The 17,486-nt window shown below is 45.6% G+C and carries 17 protein-coding genes and 3 tRNA genes; 17 read left to right on the top strand and 3 right to left on the bottom strand.

Annotated features, from left to right (window positions below):
• The first annotated feature begins 26 nt into the window (after positions 1-26).
• The 3 genes from DESPCE1_RS0118490 to DESPCE1_RS0118480 all read left to right on the top strand — a co-directional run bounded on the left by DESPCE1_RS0118490 (position 27) and on the right by DESPCE1_RS0118480 (position 2,358).
• Entirely contained in the window at positions 27-827 is an 801-nt protein-coding gene (locus DESPCE1_RS0118490; protein WP_019851288.1) for an acyl-CoA dehydratase activase, read from the top strand.
• Positions 828-928: 101 nt separating this feature from the next.
• Positions 929-1,798, top strand: a complete 870-nt coding sequence (locus DESPCE1_RS0118485; RefSeq protein WP_019851287.1) for a fumarate hydratase — start codon at positions 929-931, stop codon at positions 1,796-1,798.
• Between the two features lie 2 nt (positions 1,799-1,800).
• Positions 1,801-2,358, top strand: coding sequence for a Fe-S-containing hydro-lyase (locus tag DESPCE1_RS0118480; protein WP_028305627.1), 558 nt, complete (start codon positions 1,801-1,803; stop codon positions 2,356-2,358).
• A gap of 170 nt (positions 2,359-2,528) precedes the next feature.
• On the opposite strand, the gene DESPCE1_RS23070 is transcribed toward DESPCE1_RS0118480, so the two are convergent.
• From DESPCE1_RS23070 to DESPCE1_RS0118460, 3 genes are read right to left on the bottom strand one after another with little or no spacing between them, the layout of a single operon-like run.
• Positions 2,529-2,813, bottom strand: coding sequence for a hypothetical protein (locus tag DESPCE1_RS23070; RefSeq protein WP_019851284.1), 285 nt, complete (start codon positions 2,811-2,813; stop codon positions 2,529-2,531).
• Positions 2,814-2,858: 45 nt separating this feature from the next.
• Entirely contained in the window at positions 2,859-3,602 is a 744-nt protein-coding gene (locus DESPCE1_RS0118465; RefSeq protein ID WP_014795515.1) for a formate dehydrogenase subunit gamma, read from the bottom strand.
• Positions 3,583-4,653 carry a 4Fe-4S dicluster domain-containing protein gene (locus DESPCE1_RS0118460; protein WP_019851283.1) on the bottom strand — a complete coding sequence of 357 codons (1,071 nt, stop codon included), beginning with the start codon at positions 4,651-4,653 and terminating at the stop codon, positions 3,583-3,585. The genes DESPCE1_RS0118465 and DESPCE1_RS0118460 overlap by 20 nt, the downstream gene beginning before the upstream one ends.
• 325 nt (positions 4,654-4,978) lie before the next feature.
• On the opposite strand from DESPCE1_RS0118460, the gene DESPCE1_RS21585 reads away from it, so the two are divergent.
• The 14 genes from DESPCE1_RS21585 (at position 4,979) to DESPCE1_RS0118390 (ending at position 17,475) form a co-directional block, all read left to right on the top strand.
• Positions 4,979-5,785: a nitrogen regulation protein NR(II) gene (locus DESPCE1_RS21585; protein ID WP_019851282.1), complete on the top strand. Its 807-nt coding sequence runs from the start codon at positions 4,979-4,981 to the stop codon at positions 5,783-5,785.
• 559 nt (positions 5,786-6,344) lie between these two features.
• Positions 6,345-7,592 (top strand): globin-coupled sensor protein, encoded by a 1,248-nt coding sequence (locus tag DESPCE1_RS0118450; RefSeq protein ID WP_014795511.1) that lies wholly within the window; start codon positions 6,345-6,347, stop codon positions 7,590-7,592.
• 68 nt (positions 7,593-7,660) lie between these two features.
• Positions 7,661-8,884, top strand: coding sequence for an HD-GYP domain-containing protein (locus DESPCE1_RS0118445; RefSeq protein ID WP_014795510.1), 1,224 nt, complete (start codon positions 7,661-7,663; stop codon positions 8,882-8,884).
• Positions 8,885-9,046: 162 nt separating this feature from the next.
• Positions 9,047-9,697, top strand: a complete 651-nt coding sequence (locus DESPCE1_RS0118440) for an O-methyltransferase (RefSeq protein WP_019851281.1) — start codon at positions 9,047-9,049, stop codon at positions 9,695-9,697.
• A gap of 111 nt (positions 9,698-9,808) precedes the next feature.
• Positions 9,809-10,693, top strand: a complete 885-nt coding sequence (locus DESPCE1_RS0118435) for an alanine-tRNA synthetase second additional domain-containing protein (RefSeq protein ID WP_172637672.1) — start codon at positions 9,809-9,811, stop codon at positions 10,691-10,693.
• Positions 10,694-10,797: 104 nt separating this feature from the next.
• Positions 10,798-11,520, top strand: a complete 723-nt coding sequence (gene rph / locus DESPCE1_RS0118430; RefSeq protein WP_019851279.1) for a ribonuclease PH — start codon at positions 10,798-10,800, stop codon at positions 11,518-11,520.
• A gap of 77 nt (positions 11,521-11,597) precedes the next feature.
• Entirely contained in the window at positions 11,598-12,206 is a 609-nt protein-coding gene (locus tag DESPCE1_RS0118425; RefSeq protein WP_019851278.1) for an XTP/dITP diphosphatase, read from the top strand.
• Positions 12,207-12,407: 201 nt separating this feature from the next.
• Positions 12,408-12,484, top strand: a tRNA-Pro gene (locus DESPCE1_RS0118420).
• Between the two features lie 101 nt (positions 12,485-12,585).
• Positions 12,586-12,662: transfer RNA gene (locus DESPCE1_RS0118415), tRNA-Arg, on the top strand.
• 16 nt (positions 12,663-12,678) lie between these two features.
• Positions 12,679-12,754, top strand: a tRNA-His gene (locus tag DESPCE1_RS0118410).
• 169 nt (positions 12,755-12,923) lie between these two features.
• Positions 12,924-13,697 (top strand): IclR family transcriptional regulator, encoded by a 774-nt coding sequence (locus tag DESPCE1_RS0118405; RefSeq protein WP_014795505.1) that lies wholly within the window; start codon positions 12,924-12,926, stop codon positions 13,695-13,697.
• 313 nt (positions 13,698-14,010) lie between these two features.
• Complete coding sequence (locus DESPCE1_RS0118400; protein WP_019851277.1) at positions 14,011-14,649, top strand: hypothetical protein; 639 nt, start codon at positions 14,011-14,013, stop codon at positions 14,647-14,649.
• Positions 14,650-14,884: 235 nt separating this feature from the next.
• Positions 14,885-16,129, top strand: a complete 1,245-nt coding sequence (locus tag DESPCE1_RS0118395; RefSeq protein ID WP_019851276.1) for a (Fe-S)-binding protein — start codon at positions 14,885-14,887, stop codon at positions 16,127-16,129.
• A gap of 53 nt (positions 16,130-16,182) precedes the next feature.
• Positions 16,183-17,475, top strand: a complete 1,293-nt coding sequence (locus tag DESPCE1_RS0118390; protein WP_014795502.1) for an FAD-binding oxidoreductase — start codon at positions 16,183-16,185, stop codon at positions 17,473-17,475.
• The last annotated feature ends 11 nt before the right edge of the window (positions 17,476-17,486 follow it).

The following is a 17,486-nucleotide window of genomic DNA, read 5'->3' as shown; positions in this document are numbered from 1 at the left end:
TTGTTATATAATTTAGGAGTAAGATCATGGCAACAGTATGTGGAATTGATCTGGGAAGTCGAAGTGTTAAGATTGCGGTGATGGAAAATTCTTTAGAGGGGTTGCCACCGCGGATTAAGCGCTTGGAACGACTGGATACCATTGGGTTTTATAGGGAATATGGCCGGAAGGTTCAGGAGAAACTGGCCGTTGACTTTAAAGCCTTGGGCCTTCCCGAGGTAGATTTTTTGGTCTCTACAGGCTATGGACGCAATACCTTGGAGGTAGCCGGTGGAGAAACTATACCGGAATTAAAGGCTCATGTGAAAGGGGCAATCTTTCAGACAGGGCTAAAGGATTTCACTTTAGTGGATCTGGGAGGCCAGGACAGTAAGATTATTGCCGTAAAAAAAGGCCGGATGCTGGATTTTCAGACCAATGATAAATGTGCGGCTTCCTCAGGGAGATATCTTGAGAACATGGCCAATGTTCTGGGGATGACTCTTGAGGAGCTGGGTGAGTATGCAGCAGATCCGGTGGAATTAAGCTCTACCTGTGCAGTCTTTGGGGAAAGTGAATTAATCGGAAAGATTGTCGAGGGAGAGCCTATGTCCCGCCTGGCGGCGGGAGTCAATGAGACCATTGTCAAACGTATCCTTCCCCTTCTTCGTTCTTATACCAGCGATGTCATCGTGTTCACCGGAGGAGTGGCTTATAATAAAGCTGTCCGCGAGCTCTTGCAGGAGGGGTCCGGTAAGGAGATCGTAGTTCCTCAGGAGCCTCAGTTCAATGGAGCGATTGGGTGTGCGGTCTATGGGATTGAGGAGCTCGAGGAAGAAGAGGAATAAAAGGGAAGTTAGTTTTAAAGAAGCGATGAAAAGGGGCAAAGAAGAAAGAGGATATGCGGGGGGCATAGGGGGAAGGAGTAAAAAAGGAGGTTACTAGGAAGATGCCAAAGGTTATCCATGTGGAGCAAATCACTGAGGCGGTGGAAAAGCTTTGTATCGAAGCCAACTATGATCTTGGGGACGATATGATGCTGAGGTTCAAGGAAGCTTTGAAGACTGAAGAATCTCCCTTGGGCTGTGAAGTGTTCGAGAGGTTAATCGAAAATGCCACTATTGCTCATGAGGAGAGGGTTCCCATGTGCCAGGATACGGGCATGACGGTGATCTTTGTGGAGTTGGGACAGGAGGTTATGGTCACCGGTGGAGCTTTAAAGGATGCTTTGAATGAAGGTGTCCGGCGTGGGTATGAAAAGGGATACCTGCGTAAATCCATGGTGAAGGATCCTTTTGAACGGGTGAATACCGGAGATAATACACCGGCTATTATCCATTATGAAATCCTACCTGGAGACCAGTTGAAGATTACTGTCGCACCCAAAGGGGCAGGCAGTGAGAATATGGGTTCTCTAAAAATGTGTAAGCCCTCAGAAGGGTTGGAGGGGGTTATACAATTTGTGGTGGATACTGTGGAGAAGGCCGGTGGGAATCCCTGCCCTCCCATTATCGTAGGTGTAGGTGTGGGTGGAAGCATGGAGAAAGCGACCTATTTGGCTAAAAAATCCCTCCTGCGCAAAGTGGGAGAACCCAATGAAGAAAAGCGCCTAGCAGATATCGAGCAAGAGATACTCAAAAGGGTGAACAAATTGGGCATTGGCCCTCAGGGATTTGGGGGTACGAATACTGCTCTTGGGGTTCATTTGGAAGTCTATGCTACCCATATTGCTTCTCTGCCTGTTGCGGTGAATATCCAATGTCATGCGGCCCGTCATAAAGAAATTGTCCTAATGGGCAGACAGGAAGGGGAGGAATGAAAATGAGTGAAACACTTTATTTAGAACTTCCACTAACCCAGGAAAAAGTGGCTCAACTCAAAGTGGGTGATAGTTTGCTGCTTAGCGGTATAATCTATACCGGTCGTGACGCAGCCCACAAAAAGATGGTGGAGGCTTTATCCCGAGGAGAGGAACTCCCCTTTGACGTACGCAATCAGGTCCTCTATTTTGTGGGGCCCACTCCACCTAAACCGGGTCAAGTCATTGGTTCGGCAGGTCCCACCACCAGTGGCCGGATGGATGCTTACTCCCCTAAGCTGATTGAACGAGGACTGACCGGCATGATTGGCAAGGGATTGCGCTCTGAGGAAGTTATTGAGGCCATGAGGAAGCATGGAGCGGTTTATTTCGGAGCCATCGGCGGGTCAGGGGCTTTGTTAGCGAAACGAATTGTATCGGCAGAAGTTATCGCTTATCCGGAACTGGGAACGGAGGCCGTCCGCAGGCTGGTGGTCAAGGATTTCCCGGTGATGGTGGTCATTGATAAGGATGGCAATAATCTTTACGAGTCTGGAAAGGCACAGTATCGAAAAGAGTAAGTTGAGTTTGAATAAGTGGGAAATATGAATGCCCCGGGATTTGCTCCTGGGGCATTCCACTTAATTTTTTTCAGCATTATTGGAGTCGAAAAGAGAGCATTGCCGGCTATCTGGAGAGATTCTCCAGGATTTTGCTTTCGGCGTTCACTCCATAAGCTGCGCGGAGCAATCTAATCGCTCAAGACCTCCGCTGCGTCGAGTCCACCTGCGCCGCTAAGCAGCTTTCTATGGCATGGCGGCTTGGGCGAAACCCTCATCCGGCTTTCGTGCCCAAATCGCTCCTGCTCAATGGGCGGTTGGAAACGTCCTGTTTCCAACCCGACTCCGCTGCAGTCTTTTCGCAAAGATTGCTTACCTGCTCGCTTAGAATCCGTTCTCTGCCTTAAAGCAAAATCCTTGGGCTGCCTTTCGGGCTGAAGCGGCGCTGTGTGGGATAAGCTACACGACCCAGACAAGCTCCTTCATCCTTTGCCAGCGTCATCCGCGGCATGGGGATCAGGTCAACAGCCCGGATGGATGGTTCCATCCCTATGCTGTTCCTCGCTGTGATGTCCCTCTGATTCATGGGACCCTGCTTCAAGCTTTCTATACCACAGGACATGGCGGTGTTTCGCGTAGCCGCGGTCGATATAGCCTGTGAACATTCCAGGAAGGAGGGCGCGATTTTCCTTAAATATAAAGGCGGCTAGGTGACCGATTATACCAAGGATAAGCAATACGGTGCCAATATTGTGCAGCATGGTATTCCAAAAAAGAAAGGAATGAGGCAGATCTACACCCGGAACATTTTTATACATCTTAATCAAGCCGGTGATGATGAGCAAGAGTACATTAAAACCAATAAAAAAGTAGGCTAATCTCTGTTCGGCCAGGTATTTGTCGGAAGGAGGTTCCTGGCCTTTGGTAAACATGGCTTTAATGATCAGGTAGGATTCCTTGATATCACCACGGCGGGGGAAGATATCGAATTGCTTACGAATAAAGGCATTAACGATGTGGAAAAAGACGACAAAGATAAGGAGAACAGCTGCCAGGTAGTGAAGGCTGATGGTAATGAAGTAGTCACCCAGCCATTCTGCTCCGGGAAGCTTCGTGACATTATAGCGGTTATAGAGAGGCATTTGACCAAAGCCTGTCAGAATCAGCAAGAAGATTGCAAGAGCAGTTGTCCAGTGGACAAAGCGGTTAATCAAGCTTTGTCTCAAGATCGTTTCTCTTTTTGACTTACGGGTTGTTGTGGTCATGTTTTTCCTCCTCTCCTGGGTTGACAGGGTTTGGGGATGAGCTTTTGGCGCTATCACCGTTCAAAGTACGATAGGCAGTGATACCGGCTGCAGCTGCTCCGGCAAAAGGTGCCAGGAGTGCACTGTAGAATAATCCCTTTTCGCTTTCGAGATAATTATCGACCTTGACGGGCATGCCTGGCCGGCCAGGAGAATTGTCTTCCTTTTGTTTTTTATCGGCCTTTATGGCTTGGTCAATTTTTTCAAAGGGAACGCTAGAAATGTATAGGGTGGAGGTTCCTCCATTCTCCAGATCGCCATACATATAGCCGCCAATATCTTGAGCTTTCTTGCGGGCCAGGGCTTGTATCTCCTCACGAGGTCCGATGGTCAAGGCTTCCCGGGGACAGGCCTGGATGCAAGCGGGTTTCTTCCCTACGGCTAAAAGATCGCTGCAGAGATCGCATTTATACATGACCCCGCCCCCTGCCAAATCAGGAGCAACCTGGAGGTATAGTCCCACTCCCGCTTGGCGCTGGGGGATACCCCAGGGGCAGACATCACGGCATTTTGCCCCACCAAAGCAAACCCCATCATCGATGGAAACAGCCCCGGTGCTTTCCTTTGAAATAGCGCTAAAGGGGCAAAGTTTCATGCAGGTGGGGTTATCGCAATGCATGCAGCGCCTGGGCACATGGACCTCGTGTTGGATACCGTTATGCTCCACTTTGACTTTATCGACGAAGGTCCAATTATAGGGGGTGAGGCGGGTGGTGAGATCTCTTTTGTCAGACCAATCCTCCACCTTTTTTTGGGGCCAATAATACTTAAGCGGTTTTTGAGGTTCGGGGAATCGCTCTTGGTTGTGTTGACGACAAGCGGTCACACAAAGAGGGGTTGAACTGCCTGGACAGCCATCACACCGGGTTAGATCGATTAAGGTTCCAAGCTTTTCTCCATGAAGCTCTGCAGCTTTAGCTGGATTGCTCATCCCGGTTGCTGTCAATGCCCCCAGTAAGCCGGCCGCGGTAGCCCGCTTGAGAAAAGTTCGGCGGGAGAGATTGTTTTTCATACGGATACCCCCTATAGGTATATATTATCATTGTTTACTTTTTATCATACTTCAGGCAATATTACAAGGAAAAATTTAAAAACTGCCTGTCCTTTTTGACGGCTCTTATGACAAGAAGTTTGCCTTGCGGAAAGTCATAAATCAAATAAAGTGGATAAAATTTAATATTCAATAGATAAAAATAGCGCCTCGGATTTCTGCCGAAGTGCTATTTTTCTTCATAATAAAGTCATAAATCCAGATGATCTGCCATAGATATACACCAGTTGTGGAAATTTTAATTCCTCAACTGATGAAAAAGGCATTATTAAAAAGAGGTGTGTTTATGTTGTGCCAAAAAAATCTTGATCATGTGGATAGTGGGGTAATCCATGTCGAAGACAGTCGAGGGCTAAATTGGAGTAAAGATGCCGAGAGTATCATTATGGTGACCCAGGATAATACTGAACAAAAATTTATCAGTGAAACGATGAAAAGAATGGAAGAACTGCATATAGTGGGTCAGCTGGCGGCCAGCTTAGGTCATGAGATACGTAACCCCATAAGCGTAGTTAAAGGTTTTTTGCAGATTCTAAGGGGGAAAAATGAACTATTCCGCTATACGGAATATCTTGATATGATGATTTCTGAGGTGGACCGGGTGGATTCAATGATGAATGAGTTCCTGGCCTTTGGGCGGTTGGGCGGAGGCGATCCAGCCCATTGTAACCTGAATGATATCATTCGATCCATTCTGCCCTTGCTGCGGGCTTACGCCAGTGAACTGGGTAAACGAATTTTAATAGAGTTGGAAGAGATTCCTGATCTTGAACTCAATGAGAAGGAAATTCGACAAATGGTTATGAACTTGGTGCGTAATGGCTTGGAAGCTATGGCTGTGGGAGGAGAACTCACGATTCGCACCTTTTACGCGGATAAGCAGGTTGTTTTGGCTGTTCAGGATCAAGGGGAAGGAATACCGCCCTATATTCTAGAGAAATTGGGGACTCCTTTTTTAACGACGAAGGACAATGGGACAGGACTTGGCCTTTCTGTGTGTCTGCATATTGTGGCTAAGCATCGGGGAAGTATTGATGTTCAAACAGGCGAAAATGGAACCGCATTCTTCGTGAGGTTTCCCTGCAAATCTTAAAGAATTCGACCAAATACTCTCATTTGTTCACGAAAACTTCACACTTTCTTAAGAAGAAGTTAAGAAATGTTTGCTATACTTTTACTAATGATTGGATTCTGGGCAAATCAGGCTTAGAAGGGGCCGGAATGAGAGGAGATGGCTGGTTTGAATGTCTGCCCAATGTGTAATTCGAGAGAGATTGGTAAAATAAATCGGGGAAGATTTTTTTGTGGTGAATGTTGCCATGAGTGGACTATTGAGACTGAAGGACATATAACGGTATATAGAATCACCAGTGATGGAACCATCGTACGCTTGCGTAAGGGAAATAACCCTACCAATCTATCAACAGCTGCATGCTGATTAGCTTTTTGTTTTTTAAATGCTATTTGTTGTTATTGGTAAATTATAATAACAATCCTTTTAGAAAAAATCCTGTAGACTATATGTTCTGCAGGATTTTGGTTTTTTGAACAGAATGTTATATACCATAGTGCTGAACTGTTCGCACTCGAAAAATAAGATGCATGAAAGTTATAGGATAAGACTAAATTTTGAATGAAGAGGGGAAATATACATGATTAACCTCCATCAATTTGACCTGAATGAGTCCATAAAGCTCTTAAAATTAGAACAGGACCAATTGCAGTTGTTGAGAGAATTTAAGCCTATTATGGAGCAGGATGTGGACCAAATCGTAGAGCAATTCTATGCCCATATCACTAAGATTCCTCAACTCAATGGGATAATCAATGAGTTCTCTACTGTGGAACGGCTCAGAGGCTTACAGAGAAACTATCTCCTTTCAATTTTTCCCGATACCGTCGATGAGGAATATATCATGAGTCGGGTAAGAATTGGAAATGTACATAAACGTATTAATTTGCCACCCTTTGTCTATTTAAGCTCTTATCAGACATTTTTTGATTTGATTCTACCAAGGATTTTTGCTCATTATCGGAAAAAGCCGGATCAAGCTTTGCGGCTAAGCCTAGCCATTCTGCGTATCTTCAGCTTTGACCAGCAAGTGGTTATGGCCAGTTACATCCAGTCCTATATAGCGGATATTGATAAGAAAGAGGAATTGGAAAAAGCCTATGAGGAGATTGACCTTTTGCAGCGTCGGGTCAGTGAAGCAAGCCAGGCCCTAGCAGCCACTTCAGAACAGACGGCTGCTTCGGCAGCTCAGATGCATGAGGCTACTGAGCAGATTTCACAAAATGCCGGAGACGCAGCAGACTTTTCTCGTAAAGTGGATAGCTTGGCTGAGGAAGGGGCTCAAAAGATTCAACAGATTTCCGAGCGTATTTTGGGGTTAGCAGGGATGTCGGAAAAGATGCAAGAAAAGATGTCGGAGCTTGACCGCAGTTCAGCTCGGATCGCCAATATTACGGATGTCATTAAAGAAATTGCTTCTCAGACCAACCTCTTAGCCCTTAATGCAGCCATTGAAGCAGCCCGGGCAGGAGAGTCCGGCAGGGGTTTTGGAGTGGTAGCAGAGGAAGTGAAGAAGCTTGCCAATAATTCTGAGCAATCGGTTAAAGAAATCAGCAGCATGATTACTGTAACTCGGCAAAATACTACGGCGGTGAGCAAGGTAATTGAAGATACGACGAAGGCTATGCATGAAGCAGCTGCTGAAGCTCAGGAAGTAGTTGCTCGTTTTGGGGACATCATGACCGCCATTCAATCCAGTATTCAGCAAGTTCGTGAGATCGCCACCCAGATCGATGCATTGACCATGACTGCCGGTCAGATTGGGGCTGCTTCCGAAGATGTGGCGAATTCAGCAACTTCTCTGGCTCAGATGGGGTTAAGGGAATAAGGGGTAATAGAGGTTAAACTAAGCAATAAATGAGATATAAGGGCACTCAACTGGGAAAGAGGGATAGTGTGCGATCAGAGGCATTATATATTCGTAGAATGTGGAATTTTTCTAAAGCATTGGATCTTGCCTTGATTGACGAGGAGGTTGAGAAAGGGTTAAATATCCCCATTGGCTTAAGGCATGGGGAAAGAGTCGGATATATCTCTTTAAAGATTGGGATTGCTTTGGGGCTGTCCCACAAAGAGTTGATTCAACTTCTCATCGCGGGTTTGATGCATGATATTGGCGCTGTGGGAGGGTTTCATAAATTTCATGGTACTCCTTTTTGGGTGAGGGAACATACCCTTTTGGGGGCAGAGATTGTCCATCGTTTTCCGGATGGGGATGTTTTATCCGAAATTGTCCGCCATCATCATGAGGCTCCTCACTCAAACTATGGTGTGTTGAAGACTGAACCTTCTCAGGTCAGCATTAACTCTAAGATTATTTCTCTCGCTGATAAGGTGGACGTGAAGCTAAGTCGCAAGGTATTGAACCGTGAAGAACGTGAAAAGTTGATTCAGTGGGTCAAAGAGTATGAAGGAAAACTGTTTTATTCGGAAGTTATCCCTGCTTTTTTGGGAGTGGCAGCTACCGAGGCTTTTTGGCTTGATCTGGAGCACCAGGATCTGCTGCAGGTCTCCCTGGATCTTCTCTTTGATGAGTGGGATGTCTGGTCAACTCCTAAAGTGTGCAATCAGGATACCCGTGTCCTGGCCTCAACCTTTGCGGATTTGATTGACCAAAAAAGTTCGTTCACAGCCCGTCATTCCCGCTCAGTGGCCGACACGGCCAAAAAACTGGCAGAAGGTCTCGGATGGGAAAAAAAGGCCTTGAAAGAGATTTGGATTGCAGGTATGGTTCATGATTTGGGCAAGCTGGCTATACCGAAAAAAGTACTTGATAAACCGGGTCCGCTGGATTCCCATGAGATTGAGCTCGTCAGGACCCATACCTATCACACCTATCACCTTTTGGCTGGGGCAGGCTTCCCTCATCATGTGACTCAATGGGCCGCCTACCATCATGAACGTTTGGATGGGAAGGGGTATCCCTTTGGCATTGGTGCTGACAAATTGGACACAGGCGCCCGTTTGATGACCATAGCGGATATGTTTACAGCCTTAACTGAGGATCGGCCCTATCGGCAGGCACTCAGTCCAGACGAAGCCCTCGCCATTATCCAACGAGGGTCTGGGACTGCAGTGGATCCGGTTCTTGTAGAGCATGCCCGAAGGATGTTAACCTAAAATCAGTGGGACAAGGGAGGGACCCTTGTCCTATTTTTATTATGAAGATCGTCCCTTGTTGTGAATTGTTATTTTGCTAAATCCGGGTTATGATACCCATTGAGGAGTAATTTCTAGTGCATATCCGTATGGCGAACTCCCAGTGATGAAGAAGGTGTCAATGTGTTTTATGCTTTTGAATTAGAGCAATTTCTCGGTGATCTGTTGCCTATGCGGGATGAATTATTCCTGGAGATGGAAGATCAGGCGCTCAAGGAGACGATTCCGGTGGTAACTCCCCCTGTGGGGAATTTTTTGTCCTGGCTAGTTAAGGTCAGCGGAGCATCCCAAATCCTTGAAGTGGGAACAGCCATCGGCTATTCTACCCTGTGGCTGGCTAAGGGGTTGGAGGGGCGAGAAGGAAAGATTGTAACCCTTGATATGAACATGGATCGGGCCACTCGGGCTATGGAGTATTTTAGGCGTGGAGGGGTAGCGGAGAAGATTCAGGTGGTCATGGGAGATGCACGAAAGATTTTGCCGGATTTTCCGAAGGGCGAATTTGATTTTATTTTTGTGGATGCGGCCAAAGGAGAATACCTTGATTATTTAGAGCTGGTAACTCCCTTGTTAGGTAATGGGGGTATTATGGTAGTGGATAATGTCCTGTTTAGGGGTTGGGTGGTACCCGGTTCCGAATATGCTCCAAAATATGAGCGTATGGTCAGCCATTTGCGGGAATTTTTAAAGCTGCTAACCCAGAATCAGGAATTGCAAACCAGCATTCTGCCTTTAGGGGATGGACTCGCCGTAAGCGTTCGCAAATTTCCTTAATGAAAAAACTATGCTTTTCAAATAGATGCTTCCTGTCTACAATAGAAGAGTAAGTATTGGTCTTGAGGGGTGGTGGCGAAAATTTCCAAACTTTTTGTCCATGACCATTTAATGCAGGCAGTATATTTTGCTCCGCGGGGGAAAAAGCGTTTGCTTTTTTTGGGGATGAATCTCCAGCAAAGGTATCTAAGCCCTGAGGATCGATTGATTGGTTTTCTCGGTGATGCAGGGGCGGGAAAGTCTTTGCTCATTCGCGGTATGTTTCCTGGCTTGGAATTGACCAATGATGACAATGGAATCAACATACGTCCCCTCCCCTTGATGGATGATGCAGATCGCGGTCATTTTCGCGGTCACACTTACCATTTGGATGTACGGTTTGAATCGGCTTTTACCCAGCCGTGGAAAATTGCCGAGGCTGTCAAGGCAGCCCTCGATAAAGGACGAAGGGTGGTTGTGGAGCATTTCGATTTGATCTATCCTTTTTTAGATATTAATGCAGAGGTGCTTATTGGGGTGGGGGAAGAGGTTATTGTAACCCGTCCCACGGTTTTTGGTCCGGAGCCCGCCAGTATAGCAGAGATTGTTTTCGAATCGATCAAGTACCGGCGCATGGCCCATAGTGCTGAAGATATTACTTCGATGATACTTGAGGAAATGGGTCTGGAGCGCCCCGAGGTTCATAGCGATATTAAGCATGGATTTGTTTTGGAGTTTCCCGAAAAACCAGACATTGATTTGGATATTGTTGAGCGACGGGTGTTGGAACTGATTGACGCGGATTGGCCCATTAGTTATTTTGATGATGAGCACATCCGGGTAGGTGAGATGCTTTACCCCTGCACGGGGCCGCGGATTCATATTAAGAGAACATCAGAGATTAAGGGATTTCACTTGCTCAAGGAATTTCGCTTCGATCCGGTGGAACATCTCTATACCATAGCCGGAATTGTGGGGGAGGTTGAAGGCCCTAGCCGTTCTCTCCTAACCTTATGAATTGAACGTTTGAATTTCTGTTAAAATAATTAGGATTTACCATAGGTTTGTCATGATGGGTTAAAGCTATGGTGTCGGATAACGAATGAAAAGAGGACGAATGAATGAAGCGTTTTGATGGCCGAGAGGCCTTTGAACTAAGACCAGTTAAGCTGACCCGGGGGTTTACTCATATTCCCGAAGGCTCTGTGCTTATAGAGGTTGGTCAGACAAGAGTGATTTGTACCGCTACCATTGAAGAGAAGGTGCCACCATTTAAAAAAGGCACGGGTACGGGCTGGGTTACTGCAGAATATTCCATGCTTCCCCGAGCTACTCAGACACGGAATCCCCGTGAGTCCAGCAAGGGTAAGTTGACCGGCCGGACCATGGAGATTCAGCGTTTAATCGGGAGAGCCTTACGTTCGGTGGTGGATCTTAAAAAACTTGGGGAAAGAACCATTTGGCTGGATTGTGATGTGATTCAAGCTGATGGAGGGACCAGGACTGCTTCCATTACCGGAGCCTATGTGGCCTTAGTGGATGCGGTGAACCATCTGTTGGCAAAAGGGGTGCTTAAAGAAGACCCCATTCTTGATTCTCTGGCTGCTGTTTCTGTGGGAAAAGTTGATGGCATGGCCCTTCTGGATCTTGCCTATGAAGAAGACTCTAAGGCAGAGGTGGACATGAATGTGGTGATGACGGGGCAAGGGAAATTTGTGGAGATTCAAGGAACCGCTGAGGATATTCCCTTTGGCCGGGAGGAGTTAAATCAGTTTTTAGAGTTGGCGGAGAAGGGTATTCAAGAACTAATGGGAATACAAAAGGCTGCTTTGCAAGTGCTTTAATCGCTGCTCTATCACTCTTTGATATTCATTGAGGCAGGGACTGTCCCTTGGTCTCAAATTGAAAGCAGGTTTGTTTTATGAAAGTTTTGTTAGCGACACAAAATAGAGGGAAGGTCAAGGAACTTCAGGATTTACTTTCCGGAGAAGAAATTGAAGTGCTTTCCTTAGAGGATCTTGATCATTGGGAAGAGGTTGAGGAAACGGGGTCGACCTTTGCGGAGAATGCAGCCATGAAGGCAAGGATAGCTGCCCAACGTATGGGACTGGTATCTCTTGCCGATGATTCCGGTTTAGAAGTGGATGCTCTCCAAGGGGCGCCAGGGGTCTATTCGGCCCGTTATGCCGGAGAGCCCAAAGACGATGACAAAAATAATGATAGGCTCCTTCAAGAACTTGAGGGGGTGCCGGAAGAACAACGGACGGGGCGTTTCCGCTGCGCTTTGGTGATTGCCGCTCCGACAGGGGAAGAGTACTTGACGGAGGGAACGGTGGAAGGACGTATTTTAAACGAGCGTCGTGGCAAAGAGGGCTTTGGCTATGATCCACTCTTTTATTTGCCTGATTTTGGCCGGACCATGGCACAATTGAATCTAAGCCAAAAGAATAAAATCAGTCATCGGGCTGAGGCATTCCGTCAGGCTGTTCCCATACTTAAAGAGTTTGCACAGCGAAATGAAAAAGCTTAAGCTATCTTTTTTATCCTGAAGTTACATATTTTGCAGCACTGCATGATGTTGACTTTTTTAAGATTGTGATATAAGATTATTCCTCAGTCAATGATTTCTTAGTGATTTGAAATTTAGAGTAAGCGATTGAAGCACTTAAAAACTTTAAAAAAAGCTTGACTATGAAGAACGAATCGGATAGAATAATCATTGTCACGAAAACGGGGTATAGCGCAGTTTGGTAGCGCGCCTGCCTTGGGAGCAGGAGGCCGGGGGTTCAAATCCCTCTGCCCCGACCATTTTAATTTATGTTCGAGGTTCTAAGATCGAGGTTCGCAGGATGTTGGTTTGAGCCTTGACAGTTCGTATTCTTGGGCTTCGGAGAGTATCCCATTTTTGGGCGCCTGTAGCTCAGTTGGATAGAGCATCTGCCTTCTAAGCAGGTTGTCGGGAGTTCGAATCTCTCCAGGCGCGCCATTTTAATTTTGACATGGTGGTTGTGGCGAAGTGGTTAACGCACCGGATTGTGGCTCCGGCACTCGGGGGTTCAAGTCCCCTCATCCACCCCATATGATTATTCAGCACTGGAGGAATCCGGTGCTTTTTTGTATGAAATTATCTATTTAAATAATCATTACTTGACTTAAGTTTTTAAAAAAGTCATACTAAGCAATAGGTGGTAATTCGAAACGGAGTTTCGATTGATGAAACTTTAGCAGCTGATTGGAGGATTTTGCTGTGGCAGAAAAATATGTACAAACTTTAGAACGTTCGTTGGATATACTCGAGGTTCTTGCCCATACTGAGGAGCCTTTAGGGGTTACCGAGATTGGTAACCGTATTAGTCTCCATAAAAGTACGGTACATCGGATTTTGCAGACCTTGTGTTATCGGGGATATGTTGAGAAAGAAAAAAACAGTGAACGCTATAAGCTGGGGATTAAAATCGTGGAACTGGGGATTCGCTTCTTTAATGATCTGGAGATTCGTAAGGTGGCCGGACCTATCCTGGAAGATTTAGCGAAATCGCTGGATGAAGTGGTTCACTTAGTTCTTCACGATGACGGTGAAGTGGTCTATATCGACAAAAGAGAAAGTTCCCATGTGGTAAGTATGCGCTCTAAGGTCGGACGTAGAGCCCCTATGCATTGTACAGCTGTAGGGAAGGCACTTCTTTCGACAATGTCTGAGGAAGAAGTCATGAGAATTCTAGAGACTAAGGGAATGCCTGGCTTTACTCCCAATACCCTGATAGAGTCTGCAAAGCTCTTGGAAAATCTGGAAGAAATCCGCAACACTCAGATTTCGGTTGAGTTTGAAGAAAATGAGATCGGGATTATTTGCTTGGGTACTCCTGTCTACGATTTTTCGGGACGGGCCATTGGGGCTATTAGTGTCTCCGGTCCGGCAGCGAGAATGAGAGAAAAAGGCATTGAGCATATAGGACAAGAACTGAAACGTAGCGGGGAAATTGTGTCCGCAAAATTAGGATACAGCTACTATAAAAAGTAGTTATGACAGAATTCTCACGCGGGTCGGCGTCATTCGGCGAATACTGCCTCGTCAATATATCGCCGAATGCTTCGGCTCCCAATTTTCTTAAAATGTTTAGAAAATTTACTCTTGACGTTTAAGGGCATAGATGATAATATAACCACAAGAAATATTGAAACATTGTTTTACATAATGAAACAAATTCAATAATTCTTACCACTATTTTTCTACACCCATTTTCTTTTTTTTAAAGTACTTATGAAACGAGGTTTCATAATGCGGGACAAAATAAAATAGGATTGAAAAGATTGAAAAAGAGGAGAGTGACGGAATGAATGCTATGAGATTACCTTTACCAAGCTATAACCCAGTGAAGCAATGCCAAGGATGTTCCCAATACGACGAGAATAAGGTAGCGGCACAGATTCTGTCCTACCAGCTTGCTTATTACTTGCTGAAGCGCTACTCGGGAACTTGGCAGGTTAAGAAAGATGAGATTCTCCTGCAATTAGAGGGTGCGGATTCCCCCATGCATTTTGAACTGCATACAGGCGTCTTAAGATATAAAACTCTGCGGACCTCCATCGTTTCAAGGTACAGCGTAGATCATGGTCTGAATGAATTAGCTGAAGACATTATCAAAGATTTTGCTTTGCCAAACAGCCATGGTGACTTTCAGGATTCTTTATTCGGTCTTTTCGTCAAATTGATTGAGATCTTTCACGCCCGCTGCGGTCTGAGAATAGCCCAATGTGAAAAGGGGCAGAATCTGGCGGGTTGGGAGTTAACTCTAGGTGATGAAACTCTCCGTGGTTGGATTAGCGCCGATGGGGTAGCGGAGAATCGTTTCGGAGAACGGTATAACCTCAAAAAATGGTTCAATCTGCGTCCTGAAAAAATGGCAGCTTATGCCTTTGGCTTCTATCGTTTCTGCGAAAATTATCCCTCACCCATCAAACATATAAAGTAATGATGTCAAAACGAGACAGGTGTATCCTTGTCTCGTTTTTTTGTTACACCAACTATGGGTTTTTCTAATAATACGACTAAATACAACAAAGCTTCTAAAATAAATAAACTTTTTCACAATGGGTTGAAAGAAAATACGGATGAGTTATAATAGTCTCAGTAACTTGAATTGTTACGCAATTTTAACTATTTGATTCGGTGGTCTGACCATCTAACAGTGAAGGGGGAAATTAAAAGTGGGGGTTTTAGCAGAAGTCTATGAAATGCTAAACACGTGTAACAGATGTGGTTTCTGCCATACTGCTTGTAAAACATACAAAGTGGATGGTGCTGAAACTATGGTTTCACGGGGAAGAGTCCAACTGATCAAAGCAGTCGCTGATGGTGTAATTGAGCCTGACGCAGATTATGAAGATTCCATCAACAGTTGCTTGCTTTGCGGAGAATGTGCAGTTGCTTGCCCAAGTGGCGTCAGTGCCAAAGAATTGGTCATGGCGGCCCGGCGTGATTTGAAACTTAAACATGGCGTTAAACCTTTCGTTAAGTCCTATGCACTTAAGACCTTAGCAAACCCGAATAAGCTGGAACGAGCCTTTAAACTTTTTGGTGGTCTTGGTAAAAATGTCCTTAATAAAGTCGACGGAATGGATTATTTCCGTGGTGTGGATATTAAAGGCATGAATGTGGCTAAAGTCCCATTTTTAAATCAAGTCCCCGAAAGAATTCTCGTAGCTCAACCCAAACATAAAGTTGCCTTTTATGTGGGTTGCTTCTTAAACTTTTCACTTGATGATACCGCTCATTCGGTAGTTAAAGTTTTAACTAAAAATGACTGTGAAGTCATTATTCCTAAGGAACAGGTCTGCTGCGGATTGCCCCAGTATGCTTATGGGGATTTTGAGACTGCAAAGGTGAATGCCCGCAAGACCATTGACACATTTATGGCCAAAAATGTGGATGCTATCATTACAGCCTGCGGTTCCTGTGCAGCAATGCTCAAGGAAGACTATCTTAAACTCTTTGCCGATGATGTGGCTTATCTCCCCAAGGTAAAGAGTTTCTGCGCTAAAGTCAAAGAATTCTCCGAGTATATGGCGGAAATCGGTGTTGATGAAAGCAAATTCCATAACTCTACTCCGGTTAAGGTAACTTACCACGATCCCTGCCATATGGTTCGGGGAATTAAAGTTACAGCACAGCCTCGTCAGATGTTAAAGAGCCTGCCAAGAGTAGAATATATCGAGATGTTTGAAGCCAACCGCTGCTGTGGAGCTTCCGGATTAGTTCAGGCATTCTACCATGAAATGTCCACCAAGGTTACTCGAGAGAAGGCCAAGAACATTCAAGACAGCGGAGCGGAAGTGGTGGCTACCAGCTGTCCAGCATGTATCATGAGATTGCAAGGCGGAGTCAGCATGGCCGGTCAAAGACAAAAAGTAATGCATGTAGCTGATTTGATGGCTAAAGCTTACGAGGACTAGAATCTTGAAGATGAGTCTGCTTCTAATGTAAATGAGTGGAAGGGCGGGTAGTCATGAGCAATACAATTAGTGAGTTAAAAGGGATTGTGGGCGATAATTACGTCTTGGACAATCCTGCAGATATGGCACAATATCTTAAGGGGGACGGTAAGCCGGTGGCTGTTGTTTTCCCTGGAGATGCCAATGAAGTATCCAAAGTTGTAAAATATGCTAACACACAAAATCTTAAGATCTCAGTTGCCGGACTGGTAGCTGATACGAAGGATTTAGAGGGCGGAATTGCTCTTATCATGAATCGCATGAATAAGATTCTGGAGATCGATAAGAAGAACTTCGTCGTCACGGTAGAACCCGGTATGCTTCATCAGGATTTTATCCAAAAGCTTGAGGCTGACGGATATTTGTTCCCGGTTGAGCCCTATGCTTTGGATACCAGTTCCGTGGGCGGCTGCTTTGCCATCGGGGATTCAGATTCCAAATCTTTTAACTACGGACCGACAAGAACATTTATGATGGGCTTTGAGATGGTTATGCCTACCGGTGAAATAATGTTTATCGGCAATAAATGCATTAAAAATGTTTCCGGTTATGATTTTATTCACTTTGCTGTCGGCAGCCAAGGGACCTTTGGTATCTTTACTAAAATTTTAATTAAGCTTTTACCCCAACCTGCTGCCAAGAGAGCCATTGTGGCCCGGTTTGATTGTCTTCAAAAAGCCAATGCCACCTTCAATACCCTGATTAAACGCCACATCCATCCGGATCGGATGAATCTTTTGAGCAAGGATCTGGCCCAAGAGGTTCTTCCGGGAGAAGGGCACCTGGTCCTCATCGATTTGGAAGGATTCAATAAATCCGGCACCAATTTAGCGAATGAAATCGTGGCTATCCTCACCCTAGGCGGTGGTACCGATGTCTCGATCATCGAGGATAAAGAAGCTTATGAGAAGGTTATTTGTGGCTGGCTTAAGGTTCGTCAAGCGTTGAACAACGCTCCGGAGAATGTACTGGAATTTGCTGTTGGTCCTATGAAAATGCCTCAGGCTTTGGCACAATTAAAGGGAATTCAAGGGGACCTGAACAGCGGAGTCGTGGTGGAGGGGCTCTTGGGAGTTGCACGTTTGGTTCTGCCAAAAGATGCCGACAAAATGGCTTTGGCTGCAAGTGTCAACAAAATGGCCATGTCCTTAGGTGGCAATGTTACCGGCCTCCTTGGTCATAAACTGATGTGTGAAATGTTCAATGACGGAGAGATGTGGTCGGAAACAACTGGTCTCCTCAGTGAACTTCGCAGAAAATTCGACCCCAACGGGATTCTTAATCCAGGTGTCAATCTGTTGGCTTAATAGAGAAGGAG

This window comes from Desulfitobacterium sp. PCE1 (assembly GCF_000384015.1).
In the GTDB taxonomy this organism is placed as follows: Bacteria; Bacillota; Desulfitobacteriia; order Desulfitobacteriales; family Desulfitobacteriaceae; genus Desulfitobacterium; species Desulfitobacterium dehalogenans.
This window is presented reverse-complemented; position numbering and strand designations above follow the sequence as displayed.

Bases quoted from the DNA above. Each gene is read 5' to 3' on its own strand.
- DESPCE1_RS0118490 (WP_019851288.1), top strand. From the start codon at position 27: ATGGCAACAGTATGTGGAATTGATCTGGGAAGTCGAAGTGTTAAGATT.
- DESPCE1_RS0118485 (WP_019851287.1), top strand. From the start codon at position 929: ATGCCAAAGGTTATCCATGTGGAGCAAATCACTGAGGCGGTGGAAAAG.
- DESPCE1_RS0118480 (WP_028305627.1), top strand. From the start codon at position 1,801: ATGAGTGAAACACTTTATTTAGAACTTCCACTAACCCAGGAAAAAGTG.
- DESPCE1_RS0118465 (WP_014795515.1), bottom strand. From the start codon at position 3,602: ATGACCACAACAACCCGTAAGTCAAAAAGAGAAACGATCTTGAGACAA.
- DESPCE1_RS0118460 (WP_019851283.1), bottom strand. From the start codon at position 4,653: ATGAAAAACAATCTCTCCCGCCGAACTTTTCTCAAGCGGGCTACCGCG.
- DESPCE1_RS21585 (WP_019851282.1), top strand. From the start codon at position 4,979: ATGTTGTGCCAAAAAAATCTTGATCATGTGGATAGTGGGGTAATCCAT.
- DESPCE1_RS0118450 (WP_014795511.1), top strand. From the start codon at position 6,345: ATGATTAACCTCCATCAATTTGACCTGAATGAGTCCATAAAGCTCTTA.
- DESPCE1_RS0118435 (WP_172637672.1), top strand. From the start codon at position 9,809: ATGCAGGCAGTATATTTTGCTCCGCGGGGGAAAAAGCGTTTGCTTTTT.
- rph (WP_019851279.1), top strand. From the start codon at position 10,798: ATGAAGCGTTTTGATGGCCGAGAGGCCTTTGAACTAAGACCAGTTAAG.
- DESPCE1_RS0118425 (WP_019851278.1), top strand. From the start codon at position 11,598: ATGAAAGTTTTGTTAGCGACACAAAATAGAGGGAAGGTCAAGGAACTT.
- DESPCE1_RS0118400 (WP_019851277.1), top strand. From the start codon at position 14,011: ATGAATGCTATGAGATTACCTTTACCAAGCTATAACCCAGTGAAGCAA.
- DESPCE1_RS0118390 (WP_014795502.1), top strand. From the start codon at position 16,183: ATGAGCAATACAATTAGTGAGTTAAAAGGGATTGTGGGCGATAATTAC.